This window comes from Streptomyces sp. L2 (assembly GCF_004124325.1).
Classification (GTDB): domain Bacteria; phylum Actinomycetota; class Actinomycetes; order Streptomycetales; family Streptomycetaceae; genus Streptomyces.
The window spans coordinates 6174420-6187374 of sequence record NZ_QBDT01000001.1; the positions used below are offsets into that span (position 1 = coordinate 6174420).

Below are 12955 nucleotides of genomic sequence, written 5' to 3' on the forward strand. Positions count from 1 at the left end.
CAGACCATGGACCTGGAGCTTCCTGAACTGCCGTTCCTGCTGCGGACGTACGGGCCCGGGGGGCACTGGCGGTATGAGGACGGGGTGCTGGCCGGGTGGGCCGGGGCTCGGCAGGACCGGTTCGTGACGCCTACCGGGGAGGCGCTGGACCCCGCCTCCGACGCGCCCCGGCTGCTGGGGGCGCCGGAGGGAGACTTCCAGCTGATCGCCCGGGTCACCGTGGGGTTCAGGGCGTCCTTCGACGCCGGCGTGCTCTACGTCCACGTCGGCGACCGCGCCTGGGCCAAGCTCTGCCTGGAGTACTCCCCGAAGGTGCCCACCGTCTGCACGGTCGTCACCCGGGGGCACTCCGACGACGCCAACTCCTTCACCGTGGACGGCAGTTCGGTCTGGCTGCGGATCAGCCGGACCGGCCGCGCCCTCGCCTTCCACGCCTCCCGGGACGGCCGCCGCTGGACCTTCGTGCGCCTGTTCACCCTCGGCGACGAGAAGGAGACGGAGTCGGCCCTCGTCGGCTTCATGGCCCAGTCACCGATGGGGGAGGGGTGTGTCGTCACCTACGACCACATCGAGTTCAGGCCCGAGTGGCCGTCCGATCTGCGGGACGGCAGCTGAGCGGCCCCCGCGCGGAACCGTGCCGGGCGCCGCCACGTCCTCCGTTGCATGATCAGTGACCGTGTGACCGGCAGCCGCGTGATCCGCACCGCCGTGGCCGCCGAGGCCGAGGCCATCGCCGATCTGCATCTGAGAGCCCGCTCGACCTACTACCCGGACGGCGTCCCCCAGGACGGCACGGACTGGGGCGCGGCCTGGAGAGGGGCCGTCGAGCGGCCCGACGGGCATGTGCTGTGCGTCGTCGAGCGGGGCGCGATCGTCGCGATCGCCTCCTTCCGCGTCCCGGAGGACGGCGGTGCCGACACCGTGAAGCTGTACCAGTTCCACGTCGACCCCGACCGCTGGCGCTCCGGCATCGGTACGGCCCTGCACGCGGCCTGCGTGGAGCAGTGGCGGGCCGACGGCAGGCGAGCGGCCGTACTCGACGTGCACGTGGACAACGAGCGCGCCCAGGCCTTCTACGCCCGCCAGGGCTGGATTCCCGACCCGGAGAACCCGCCGGCCGAGGACGACCACCACCTGTTCCTGCGGTACGCCGTGCCGGCAGCCGGGGAAGGAGCCGGGGAATGAAGGCGACTGTTTGAAGGTTCACGTACCGGGTGGAGAGAGCCTCCGCACCCGTACGACCTGGAGAAGAGCCGAGAGCATGCGCGTCGAGATCTGGACGGACATCGCCTGTCCCTGGTGTTACGTCGGCAAGGCCCGCTTCGACAAGGCGCTGGCGGCCTTCCCGCACCGCGACCGGGTCGAGGTGGTGCACCGCTCCTTCGAGCTGGACCCGGGCCGCGCCAAGGGCGACGTCCAGCCGGTCCTCGCCATGCTGACCAGGAAGTACGGCATGAGCGAGGCGCAGGCGCAGGCCGGTGAGGACAACCTGGGCGCCCAGGCAGCCGCCGAGGGCCTGGACTACCGGACCCGGGACCGCGACCACGGCAACACCTTCGACATGCACCGCCTGCTGCACCTCGCCAAGGAGCGGGGCCGGCAGGACGAGCTGGTCCAGATCCTGTACCGGGCGAACTTCGCCGAGGAGCGGTCGGTCTTCAGCGAGGGCGACGAGCGGCTGGTGGAGCTGGCGGCCGAGGCCGGCCTGGACGAGGCGGAGGTCCGCCGGGTGCTGGCCGACCCGCAGGCGTACGCCGACGACGTCCGCGACGATGAGCGCGAGGCCGCGCAGCTCGGCGCGAACGGCGTGCCCTTCTTCGTCCTCGACCGCGCCTACGGCGTCTCCGGCGCCCAGCCCACCGAGGTCTTCACCCAGGCACTGACCCAGGCGTGGGGCGAGCGCTCCCCGCTGAAGCTCGTCGACCAGGGCGACGCCGAGGCGTGCGGCCCGGACGGGTGCGCGGTGCCGGGGCACTGAGCAGCCAGGCACTGAGAAACCGCAGGTCGGCGGGGACGTATAAGGGAAACTGAGAGGAACTGCGTAAAAATCCGCAATGGACGGGGGGTTCCCGGGGCCGCACAGTGGGGTCATGGAGACCACGGAGACGACGTTCGACAGCCTCGTCCGCGCCGAGTTCACCCCGGCGGGCATCTACCTCAACACCGCGAGCAACAGCCTGCTGCCCGCGCGCAGCGTCGCCGCCCTGCACCGGGCGGCGCTTCTGCGGGCCGAGGGCCGGCCGCTGACCTCCCTGTACGACGACGTGGAGGCCTCCCGGGCCGCCTACGCGCGGCTCGCCGGGGTGCCCGTCGCCCGGGTGGCCGCGGGCGCCTCGGTCGCCGCGCACTCCGGCCTGATCGCCGCGTCGCTGCCGGCCGGCGCCGAAGTCCTCACCGCCGAGGACGACTTCACCTCCGTACTGAACCCGTTCCACGTCCGCGGCGACCTGAAGGTCCGCACGGTCCCGCTGGAGCGGATCGCCGAGTCCGTCCGGCCCGGTACCGCGCTCGTCGCGGTCAGCGCCGCGCAGTCCGCCGACGGACGTCTCGCCGACCTGCCCGCCCTGCGCGAGGCCGCCCGCGCGCACGGCGCCCGCACCTACGTCGACTTCTCCCAGTCCGCGGGCTGGCTCCCGATGGACGCGGACCGCTACGACTTCACGGCCGCCGTCTCCTTCAAGTGGCTCCTGGGCCCGCACGGCGCGGCCTTCCTCACCGTCCCCGAGGACCTCGGCGGGCTGACCCCCGTCCTGGCGGGCTGGGTGGCGGCGGAGGAGCCGTGGAACAGCTGCTACGGCCCCGTCACCGAACTCGCCCGCTCCGCGCGGCGGTTCGATGTCTCGCCGGCGCTGTTCACCTTCGCGGGGCTGCGTCCCTCGCTGGAGTTGATCGAGGAACTGGGCGTGGAGGCCGTGCACGCCCACGACGCCGGGCTCGCCGACCGGTTCCGCAGCGGGCTCGCCTCCCTGGGCCACGAACCGGTGCCCGCCCCCGGCTCGGCGATCGTCTCCGTGCCCGGACTCGGCGGCCGCCAGGAGGAGTTGAGCCGCGCCGGCATCGAGGTCTCCGACCGCGCGGGCAACCTGCGGGCCTCGTTCCACCTGTTCAACACCGCCGCCGACGTGGACCGCCTGCTGGACGCGCTCGCCGGGTGAGCGCAGGGACCGCGTGATCGCGCGACCGTGTGGCCGCGTGATCACGTGAACACGACCGGGCCGAGGCCCCCCGTCCCACACGAGGAGGCCCGGCCCGGTGATTGGGGGGTGTGTTACCTGACGGGCGTGAAGTCCCGCGCCCCGATGAACTCCGGCCGGCGGATCGGGGCCGCGAACGGCTCCACCGCCGTGTTCTCCACGCTGTTGAACACGATGAAGACGTTGCTGCGCGGGAACGGCGTGATGTTGTCGCCGGAACCGTGCATGCAGTTGCAGTCGAACCAGGTCGCCGAGCCGGCCTTGCCGGTGAACAGCCGGATGCCGTGCTCGCCGGCCAGGGAGGTCAGCGCCTCGTCGGACGGGGTGCCCGCGTCCTGCATCTGCAGCGACTTCTTGTAGTTGTCGGTGGGCGTGGCCCCCGCGCAGCCGAGGAACGTCCGGTGCGAACCCGGCATGATCATCAGGCCGCCGTTGGTGTCGTGGTTCTCGGTCAGCGCGATCGAGACGGACACCGTGCGCATGTTGGGCAGGCCGTCCTCGGCGTGCCACGTCTCGAAGTCCGAGTGCCAGTAGAAGCCGCTGGCACCGAATCCGGGCTTGACGTTGATCCGGGACTGGTGGACGTACACGTCCGAGCCCAGGATCTGCCGCGCGCGGCCCACGACCCGCTCGTCGCGCACCAGTCTCGCGAACACCTCGCTGATCCTGTGCACCTCGAAGACCGAGCGGATCTCCTTCGACTTCGGCTCCACGATGGAGCGCTCGTCGGCGCGGACCGCCGGATCGCCGACCAGCCGGTCGAGCTCACGCTTGTAGACGTCGACCTCGTCCGGGGCGATGAGCTGGTCGATGGCGAGGAAGCCGTCGCGCTCGAAGCCCTGCAGATCGGCGGCCGCGATCGGACCGGGCGTGTCCGGGGATCCCCAGACGACCGGGTCCTGGCGCGGGACGGTCACCTCGGTGGTGCCGCGGGTGGGATAGAGATCGGTGACGGTGCTGGTCATGCGGATCACACCTCCTCGGGCTCGGGTTCGGTGAGCAGGGGGTAGACGCCGTTCTCGTCGTGGTCCTCCCGTCCGGTGACGGGCGGGTTGAACACGCAGATGCAGTGGAAGTCCTCCTTGACCTTGAGCGTGTGCCGCTCGTGGCCGTTCAGGAGGTACATGGTGCCGGGCGTGATCGTGTAGGTCTTCCCGGTCTCGCGGTCGGTCAGTTCGGCCTCGCCCCGCGTGCAGACGACGGCCTCGATGTGGTTGGCGTACCACATCTGCGTCTCGGTGCCGGCGTACAGGATGGTCTCGTGCACGGAGAAGCCGACCCGCTCCTTGGCGAGGACGATGCGCTTGCTCTCCCAGGTGCCGGACTTCGACTTGATGTGCCGGTCGGTGCCTTCGATGTCCTTGAACGATCGGACGATCACGGTGCTGTACTTCCTCCTAGCTGGGTGGAACTGGCCGGGTGCGAGGGGTCAGGCGGTTTCCCGGACGGCGCGCGCCAGGATGCGCAGGCCCTCGTCCAGTTCCTCGGGTGTGACGGTGAGCGCGGGCAGCAGTTTGACCACCTCGCTCTCCGGGCCGGACGTCTCGATGAGCAGCCCGAGTTCGAAGGCGCGGCGGGCGATGCGCGAGGCGCGGTCCTTGGCGTGGAACTCCAGGCCCCACACCAGGCCCCGGCCGCGGTACTCCTTGACGTCGGCGAGGTTCTCCTCGGTGATGGAGATCAGCGCCTGCTCGACCTGCTCGCCGCGGGCCCGGGTCTGCTTCTCCATGGCGGAGCCGTCGGTCCAGTACGTCTCCAGGGCCGCCGTCGCCGTGACGAACGCGGGGTTGTTGCCGCGGAAGGTGCCGTTGTGCTCGCCGGGCTCCCACACATCCAGCTCGGGCTTGAACAGGCACAGCGACATCGGCAGGCCGTAGCCGCTGATGGACTTGGACACGGTGACGATGTCCGGCGTGATCCCCGCCTCCTCGAAGGAGAAGAAGGCGCCGGTGCGGCCGCAGCCCATCTGGATGTCGTCGACGATCAGCAGCATGTCCTGCCGCTCGCACAGCTCCTTGAGCGCGCGCAGCCACTCGGGCCGGGCGACGTTGATGCCGCCCTCGCCCTGCACGGTCTCCACGATCACGGCGGCCGGCTTGTTCAGGCCGGAGCCCTGGTCCTCCAGCAGCCGCTCGAACCACAGGAAGTCCGGGACCGTGCCGTCGAAGTAGTTGTCGAACGGCATCGGGGTGCCGTGCACCAGCGGGATGCCGGCGCCCGCCCGCTTGAAGGCGTTGCCTGTCACCGCGAGCGAGCCCAGCGACATGCCGTGGAAGGCGTTCGTGAACGACACGATCGCCTCGCGGCCCTTGACCTTGCGGGCCAGCTTCAGCGCCGACTCGACGGCGTTGGTGCCCGTCGGGCCCGGGAACATGACCTTGTACGGCAGGTCGCGCGGGCGCAGCACCAGGTCCTGGAAGGTCTGCAGGAAGGTCCGCTTGGCCGTGGTCGACATGTCCAGGCCGTGGGTGACCCCGTCCCGGGACAGGTAGTCGATGAACGCCCGTTTGAGCACCGGGTTGTTGTGGCCGTAGTTGAGTGAGCCGGCACCGGCGAAGAAGTCGAGGTACGCGTGGCCGTCCTCGTCGTACATCCGGCTGCCCTGGGCGCGGTCGAAGACGGCGGGCCAGCCGCGGCAGTAGCTGCGCACCTCGGACTCGACGGTCTCGAAGACACTCAGATCGGGCTGGGTGATGGTCACGGTGATTCGCTCCTCAGTGCGCGGTGGGGTCGGTCAGGGGGCCGATGCGGTACAGGACCTCGGGGTCGTGCGGGCCGTCCGGGAACACCTCGGTGGGGAACAGCACCTCGCGGGTCAGGCCGGCGCCGTGCCGGTCGGCGAACGAGGTGAAGAGGCGCTCGGAGGCCGTGTTGCCCGGCGTGATCGTCGTCTCGACGCCGGTGACGCCCCGCTCGGCGGCGAGGCGCGCGACGAGCCCGTCCAGCAGCGCGGCCGCTATGCCGTGGCCGCGGTACGCGGAGTCGACCGCCACCTGCCAGACGAGCAGGGTGCGGGGGTCCTCCGGCCGCACGTACCCGGTGACGAAGCCGACCGCCTCCCCGTCCGCGCCCCTCGCCACCACCGAGGTGCCGGCGAAGTCCCGGCACCACAGCAGATAGCTGTACGAGGAGTTCAGGTCGAGGGTTTTCGAGTCCTTGGCGATACGCCAGAGCGAGGCTCCGTCGGTCACCGCCGGTCGGTCGATGAGCAGGTCTGCTGGTGCGGCAGTCATGCGGCACGAATTTAGCGAGCGAAATTCAATAATGCACGGCCGTCATGATCGACAGGACCGTGAACGAGTGCGATATGCCGGAATTAGCCCACGTCAAACCGGGGCATAACGCTCCGTTTGTGGAGTACGTCACAGCCCGAAAAGTCGCCGGAAAACTTCCCGGTTTAGCCTCGAAAAAAGCGGGCAGAAGAAGACGGGAAGCTGACATGAAAGAATCCGGGGTATCCGGTGAATTGGCGGGAATTGGAAAACCGACGTGAATTCTGGCGCCCGTGGCCCCGTCGATTCCCTCACACGGAAATGTGATTTACGACGCGCTCCCGGCGCGGCCCCAGACCTGCTCCGCCTCCCGCAGGGCCGCCGCCTCGTCCACCGGGACGCCGACGCCGGCCAGGGACGCGGCGAGGGCCGACAGGGAGGCCCGTACCGTTTCCGGGGTCGCGGCGGGGCCGTAGTGGTTGACGCGGACCATCTCCTTCGCCAGGGCGCCCCCGCCGGCCGCCAGCGGCAGCGAGGGGTCGCCGGCCAGGGCGCCGGCCACCAGCTCCGACGCCACCACCCCGGAGGGCACCCGCAGGGTCGTCGCCACCGGCGCCGCGTCCCGCGCCTCGTACACGTACGGCTCCAGGCCCCCGCCCAGGGCCACCGCCCCGGCCCGCGTGGCCAGCGCCGCCGCGCGGTGGCGCGCCATCACCGTCTCGGCGCCCGCCTCCGCGATCCGCTCCAGGCAGGCCTCCAGGGCCAGCGTCTCCAGCTGGGCGGGGGCGTGCGGCAGCGCCGTACGGCCGGCGTCGATCCAGCGTTCCTTCCAGTCCAGCAGGGAGAGGTAGGAGCGGCGCGGGGCGTCCGGATTCGCCGCCATCCGGGCCCAGGCGCGCTCGCTCACCGAGATCGCCGACACCCCCGCCGGGCCGCCCATCGCCTTCTGCGCCCCGATCACGCACAGGTCCACGCCCCACGCGTCCGGCAGCACCGGCTCCGCGCCCACGGACGCCACCGCGTCCAGGTAGAACAGCGCCCCCTGCTCCCGCACCGCCTCGCCGATCTCCGCGACCGGGTTGGTGTTGCCGGTCGCCGCCTCGGCGTGCACGAGCGACACGAAGTCGATCTCCGGGTGCGCGGCGAACGCCTCCCGGACCTGCGCGGCCGTCACCGCCGTGTGGAACGGGACGGCGAGGTCGTACACCGTCGCGCCGCAGTCCCGCAGCCAGTCGCCGAACGTCTGCCCGTACGGGCCCGTGATCACGTTGAGCGCCACCGTGCCCGGGCCGGCCGCGCCGCGGATCGCTGCCTCCAGCGGCAGCAGCGCCTCGCCCTGCGTGATCAGCACGTCCTGCCGGGTGCCCAGCAACCGGGCCACCCGGTCCTCGACGACGGCGAACCGCGCGGCGCTCAGCGGGGGCAGGTCCAGAAGGGGGTGCGTCGTCAAGATCCTGCTCTCTTCCTCGTCGGATGTGGGACTTGTGTGGGGATCGACTCCATCGATCCTAGGTCGTAGCCCCTCACAACCATCGGTTTGGTTTGAGAGACTCAAACTCTTCCTTATAATCGGAAGCCTCAGACACCCCACAGGGAGACCTCCCCCCATGAACACGCTCCTCGGGCGCCGGACCCGCCTCCTGGCCGCCGTCACCGCCACGGCCGGACTCGCACTCGTCGCCGGCTGCTCCTCCGGCGGGGGGAGCGGAAAGACCACCGTCAAGGGGGTCCACCTCGTCAAGGCCGGTCAGCTGACCACCTGCACCCACCTGCCCTACCCGCCGTTCCAGTCGGAGATCGACGGCAAGGTGCAGGGCTTCGACGTCTCCCTCATCGATCTCGTCGCCAAGGACCTCGGCGTCAAGCAGAACATCGTCGACACGCCGTTCGAGAACTTCAAGACCGGCGCCTTCCTCAACTCCGGGCAGTGCGACCTCGCCGCCGCCGGCATGACCATCACGCCCGAGCGCAAGAAGAACGTCGACTTCTCCGACCCCTACTTCGAGGCCACCCAGGCCGTCCTCGTCGACAAGAAGAGCGGCATCACCTCGCTCGCCGACGTCAAGACCAAGGGCAAGAAGCTCGGCGCGCAGGCGCAGACCACCGGCGAGGACTACGCCAAGGGCAAGGGCTACGACCCGGTCTCCTTCGAGTCCTCCGACGCGGTCCTCAACGGCCTGCGCACCGGACAGGTCCAGGCCGTCATCATCGACTACCCCGTCGTCCAGGGCTGGCTGAAGGACAAGGCCAACGCGGACGCCTTCAAGGTCGTCGACAACCTCAAGACCGGTGAGCAGTACGGCTTCACGGTCAAGAAGGGCAACACCAAGCTGCGCGAGGCCATCAACAAGGCGCTCGGCCAGGCCAAGGCCGACGGCACGTACAAGAAGCTGTACGAGAAGTGGATCGGCCCCTACGACGCGTCCGCCGCCTCCCCGGCCGCCTCCTGACCATGGCCGACACCGAGGTACGACGGCAGCCGGTCAAGCAGGGGCTGACGCGCCGCCAGAAGCGCCGGCTGTCACGGGGCATCCAGTACGCCGTCTTCGTCGCCGCCGTGGCCGCCGTCGCGGCCACGGCGGACTGGGGACGGCTGCAGAACCAGTTCGCGCAGACGGACATCGCCGGGCAGATGTTCCCGGACGTCATCACGCTCGCACTGAAGAACACCGTGCTGTTCACGGCGACCGGCTTCGCCGTAGGGCTGGCCCTGGGCCTCGTCATCGCGCTGATGCGGCTGTCCTCCGTGGGCCCCTACCGCTGGCTCGCCGGCATCTACATCGAGGTCTTCCGCGGCCTGCCCGCCCTGCTGATCTTCGTGTTCATCGCGGTGGCGGTGCCGCTGGCCTTCCCGGGCACCGAGATCCCCGGCGGCACCTACGGCAAGGCCGCCCTCGGCCTCGGCCTCATCGGCGCCGCCTACATGGCGGAGACGTTCCGCGCCGGCATCCAGGCGGTGCCCAAGGGGCAGATGGAGGCCGCCCGTTCGCTGGGCTTCTCGCCCGCACGCGCGATGGTGTCCATCATCATCCCGCAGGCCTTCCGGATCATCCTGCCGCCGCTCACCAACGAACTGGTGATGCTGTTCAAGGACTCCTCGCTGGTGCTGCTCCTCGGCGTGACCCTGGAGGAGCGCGACCTGTCCAAGTTCGGCCGGGACCTGGCCAGCACGACCGCCAACTCCACGCCGATCCTCGTCGCGGGCCTGTGCTACCTGCTGGTCACCATCCCGCTCGGCTTCGTCGTGCGCCGCATGGAGGCCAAGGCCCAGGAGGAGATCAAGTGAGCCGTCCCGAGATACAGGTCCAGGGCCTGCACAAGTCCTTCGGCGACAACCACGTCCTGCGCGGCATCGACCTGGAGATCGGCCAGGGCGAGGTGGTCTGCGTCATCGGCCCCTCCGGCTCCGGGAAGTCCACCCTGCTGCGCTGCGTCAACCTGCTGGAGGAGCCCACCGAAGGCGCGGTCTTCGTCGGCGGCGCCGAGATCACCGACCCGGACGTCGACATCGACGCCGTACGCCGCCGTATCGGCATGGTGTTCCAGCAGTTCAACCTCTTCCCGCACCTCACGGTGACCGAGAACCTCACGCTGCCGCAGCGGCGGGTACTCAAGCGCGGCAAGGCGGAGGCGGGCCGGATCGCCGCCGAGAACCTGGCCCGCGTCGGCCTGTCCGACAAGGCGGACGCCTACCCCTCCGCCCTGTCCGGCGGCCAGCAGCAGCGCGTGGCCATCGCCCGCTCCCTGGCCATGGGCCCCGAGGTGATGCTCTTCGACGAGCCGACCTCCGCGCTCGACCCCGAGCTGGTCGGCGACGTCCTCGCCGTGATGCGGATGCTGGCCCGCGAGGGCATGACGATGATGGTCGTCACCCACGAGATGACCTTCGCCCGCGAGGTCGCCGACCGGGTCGTCTTCATGGACGGCGGCGTGATCGTCGAGGACGGCAGCCCCGAGCAGGTCATCGGCGCCCCCCGGCACGAGCGGACCCGCCACTTCCTCTCCCGCCTGCTCGACCCGGCGATGGCCGACGTCGAGGAGGAGACCTCGGACCAGGTGGGGAAGGCACAGGCGTAGCTCACCAGGCCCTGTCGTCAAAGTCCCGTCGTCGCCCGGAGGGCGGGCCGCGCGGCGTCAGGTGCGTGCTCTGGGGGTCCCCCGGCCGGAGGCTGGGGGAGTGCCGGCCCCAGATCCTCGTACTGGACGTACTTGGGTCTGGGGCCGGTGCGGCGAGTGGGGGCACCTCCCGGCCGGAGGCTGGGGGAGCGTGCATGGCGTCGCGCGGCTGGGGGCACCACCCGGCCGGAGGCTGGGGGAGGGACTTTGACGACAGGGCCTAGGGTGCGGTACATGAGCGATTCTGCGGTGCTGCACCTGAAGGGGCGGGTCCTGGCCGGACCCGAGGACGTCCGCGACGAGCTGTGGGTGGTCGGGGGACGGATCACCTACGACCGCCCGGCCGGCGCGCGGGACGTCACCACCGTCGACGGGTGGGTCCTGCCCGGCCTCGTCGACGCGCACTGCCACGTGGGCCTCGGCACCGAGGGCCCGGTCGACGCCGAGGCGGCCGAGAAGCAGGCGCTCACCGACCGCGAGGCGGGCACCCTGCTGATCCGCGACGCGGGCTCGCCCTCCGACACCCGCTGGATCGACGACCGCGACGACCTCCCGAAGATCATCCGGGCCGGCCGGCACATCGCCCGCACCCGCCGCTACATCCGCAACTTCGCCCACGAGATCGAACCGGAGGATCTGGTCGCCTACGTCGCCCGGGAGGCCCGGCGCGGCGACGGCTGGGTCAAGCTGGTCGGCGACTGGATCGACCGCGACCTCAGAGACCTCGCCGCCTGCTGGCCCCGCGACGCCGTCGAGGCCGCCATCGCCGAGGCACACCGGCTCGGCGCCCGCGTCACCGCGCACTGCTTCGCCGAGAGCTCCCTGCGCGACCTGGTCGAGGCCGGCATCGACTGCATCGAGCACGCCACCGGCCTCACCGACGACCTCGTCCCGCTGTTCGCCGAACGCGGCGTCGCCATCGTCCCCACCCTGGTCAACATCGCCACCTTCCCGCAGCTCGCGGCCGGCGGCGAGAAGCGGTACCCGGGCTGGTCGGCGCACATGCGGCGGCTGCACGAGCGGCGCTACGACACCGTGCGCGGCGCCTACGACGCCGGGATCCCGGTGTTCGTCGGCACGGACGCCGGCGGTTCACTGGCCCACGGGCTGGTCGCGGCGGAGGTCGCCGAACTGGTCACCGCCGGCATCCCGCCCGTCGAGGCCCTGGCCGCCACCAGCTGGGCCGCCCGGAGCTGGCTGGGCCGCCCGGGCCTGGAGGAGGGCGCCCCGGCCGACCTCGTCCTCTACGGGGACGACCCGCGGGCCGACGTGCGGGTGCTGGCGGCACCGCGACGGGTGGTGCTGAACGGGCGGGTCGTCGAGTAGGCGAGAGGGGCAGGGGGGAACTGCTGTGCCCGGTGATTCGAAGAGGCATGCGGATAATCCACTTACGGGTGAAGTAACCCAGGATCGCTGACCGTTCACCCACAGTGCGTACAAGGTTGACGGGTCCCAAGCAATTTTCTCTGGGGGTCCCACCGCCTTGAACAGCAACAACTTCCGTATGCCCGCACGCCGTCTCGCCACGATCGCGACGGTCACCGCCCTGACCGCCGCTCCCGCGGTCCTCGGCGCGGGCGCCGCGCATGCCACCGCCGACCACGGTCGCGCCTCCGCCGTCGTCCTGCGCACGGGGCTCGACGTGTCCCTGCTCAACAAGACCGTGAACGTCCCGCTCGCGGTCACCCTCAACGAGGTCCAGGCACCGCGCAGCGCCGACAAGACCGCCCTCACCGCCCGGCTCGACGGCGTCGACGCCGGCCGGCCGTTCAACGTCCTCTCCGCCCAGGTCGCCTCGGCGAAGGCCACGGCGACCGCCGAGCGCGCCGAGGGCTCGGTCCGCCTGGTCCACGCCAGGCTGCACGTCCCCGGCCTGCCCCTGCTGTCCCTGATCGAGGTCGGCACCGTCACCGCCAAGGCCACCTGCGAGGCGGGCAAGCGGCCGGTCGCCTCCGCGAACGTCCTCGGCACCGTCACGGCCCTCGGCAAGCGCGTCACCCTCAGCGCCGGCGGCCCGACCGAACTGAAGGTCCCCGGCGTCGGCGAGATCCGCCTCGACCTCGCCCAGCGCCGCACCACGAGCCGTACGGCGGCCGCGACGGCCCTGGAACTCAAGGTCTCCGTCAACCCGCTGAAGCTCAACGTGGCCGACGTGGAGGGCACCGTCACCCTGGCCAAGGCCACCTGCGAGACCCCGAGGCAGGCACAGGCCACGACACCGGCCTCCGCACCGGCGCACCACACCGTCCCGAGCCACGACCCGGCCGCGGACCCCAAGCCCCAGGGCGGCCACAGCGAGGCCGGCCTCGCGGAAACGGGCGGCAGCGCGGCCACGCCGTACATCGCGGGCGGCGCACTCGCCCTGCTGCTGTTGGGCGGGGGAGGGGTGGCACTGGCCCGCAGGCGCAGGAACTGAGGCCTCCCGGAAGCCAA

15 protein-coding genes are annotated in these 12955 nt (G+C 71.1%); 10 read left to right on the forward strand and 5 right to left on the reverse strand.

The features are described 5' to 3' along the window. Positions 1-6 precede the first annotated feature (6 nt). From DBP14_RS27595 to DBP14_RS27610, 4 genes are all read left to right on the forward strand, one after another. Positions 7-615, forward strand: coding sequence for a DUF1349 domain-containing protein (locus DBP14_RS27595; RefSeq protein ID WP_129309808.1), 609 nt, complete (start codon positions 7-9; stop codon positions 613-615). Positions 616-663: 48 nt separating this feature from the next. Continuing rightward, a complete protein-coding gene (locus tag DBP14_RS27600; protein WP_206739365.1) occupies positions 664-1185 on the forward strand; it encodes a GNAT family N-acetyltransferase in 522 nt (173 codons plus the stop codon). Between the two features lie 76 nt (positions 1186-1261). After that, positions 1262-1978 (forward strand): DsbA family oxidoreductase, encoded by a 717-nt coding sequence (locus tag DBP14_RS27605; protein ID WP_129309809.1) that lies wholly within the window; start codon positions 1262-1264, stop codon positions 1976-1978. A gap of 112 nt (positions 1979-2090) precedes the next feature. Further along, complete coding sequence (locus DBP14_RS27610) at positions 2091-3155, forward strand: aminotransferase class V-fold PLP-dependent enzyme (RefSeq protein WP_129309810.1); 1065 nt, start codon at positions 2091-2093, stop codon at positions 3153-3155. Between the two features lie 113 nt (positions 3156-3268). Here the strand turns inward: DBP14_RS27610 and thpD are convergent, their stop codons facing one another. From thpD to ectA, 4 genes are read right to left on the reverse strand one after another with little or no spacing between them, the layout of a single operon-like run. Then, positions 3269-4168: an ectoine hydroxylase gene (gene thpD / locus DBP14_RS27615; RefSeq protein ID WP_206739366.1), complete on the reverse strand. Its 900-nt coding sequence runs from the start codon at positions 4166-4168 to the stop codon at positions 3269-3271. After that, positions 4165-4575: an ectoine synthase gene (locus tag DBP14_RS27620; protein ID WP_129309812.1), complete on the reverse strand. Its 411-nt coding sequence runs from the start codon at positions 4573-4575 to the stop codon at positions 4165-4167. Before DBP14_RS27620 ends, thpD begins: the two co-directional genes overlap by 4 nt. Before the next feature lie 48 nt (positions 4576-4623). Further along, the gene (gene ectB, locus DBP14_RS27625) at positions 4624-5895 is read right to left on the reverse strand and encodes a diaminobutyrate--2-oxoglutarate transaminase (RefSeq protein ID WP_129309813.1); all 1272 of its coding nucleotides are present in this window, start codon (positions 5893-5895) and stop codon (positions 4624-4626) included. 13 nt (positions 5896-5908) lie between these two features. Further along, positions 5909-6427, reverse strand: coding sequence for a diaminobutyrate acetyltransferase (gene ectA / locus DBP14_RS27630; RefSeq protein ID WP_129309814.1), 519 nt, complete (start codon positions 6425-6427; stop codon positions 5909-5911). Between the two features lie 44 nt (positions 6428-6471). Here ectA and DBP14_RS27635 point away from each other — a divergent pair, with 44 nt between their 5' ends. Beyond that, positions 6472-6687 (forward strand): hypothetical protein, encoded by a 216-nt coding sequence (locus DBP14_RS27635; protein ID WP_129309815.1) that lies wholly within the window; start codon positions 6472-6474, stop codon positions 6685-6687. A gap of 47 nt (positions 6688-6734) precedes the next feature. On the opposite strand, the gene DBP14_RS27640 is transcribed toward DBP14_RS27635, so the two are convergent. Further along, the gene (locus DBP14_RS27640) at positions 6735-7856 is read right to left on the reverse strand and encodes an aminotransferase class V-fold PLP-dependent enzyme (RefSeq protein ID WP_241741047.1); all 1122 of its coding nucleotides are present in this window, start codon (positions 7854-7856) and stop codon (positions 6735-6737) included. Positions 7857-8013: 157 nt separating this feature from the next. Between DBP14_RS27640 and DBP14_RS27645 the strand changes: the two genes are divergently transcribed. The 5 genes from DBP14_RS27645 (at position 8014) to DBP14_RS27670 (ending at position 12938) form a co-directional block, all read left to right on the forward strand. Next, positions 8014-8856, forward strand: coding sequence for a transporter substrate-binding domain-containing protein (locus DBP14_RS27645; protein WP_129309817.1), 843 nt, complete (start codon positions 8014-8016; stop codon positions 8854-8856). 2 nt (positions 8857-8858) lie between these two features. Continuing rightward, positions 8859-9692, forward strand: coding sequence for an amino acid ABC transporter permease (locus DBP14_RS27650; RefSeq protein ID WP_129309818.1), 834 nt, complete (start codon positions 8859-8861; stop codon positions 9690-9692). Continuing rightward, positions 9689-10483, forward strand: a complete 795-nt coding sequence (locus DBP14_RS27655) for an amino acid ABC transporter ATP-binding protein (protein WP_129309819.1) — start codon at positions 9689-9691, stop codon at positions 10481-10483. The genes DBP14_RS27650 and DBP14_RS27655 overlap by 4 nt, the downstream gene beginning before the upstream one ends. 273 nt (positions 10484-10756) lie before the next feature. Further along, positions 10757-11848 (forward strand): amidohydrolase family protein, encoded by a 1092-nt coding sequence (locus tag DBP14_RS27665; RefSeq protein ID WP_129309821.1) that lies wholly within the window; start codon positions 10757-10759, stop codon positions 11846-11848. A 157-nt stretch (positions 11849-12005) separates the two neighbouring features. Next, a complete protein-coding gene (locus DBP14_RS27670; RefSeq protein ID WP_129309822.1) occupies positions 12006-12938 on the forward strand; it encodes an SCO1860 family LAETG-anchored protein in 933 nt (310 codons plus the stop codon). Positions 12939-12955: the final 17 nt, after the last annotated feature.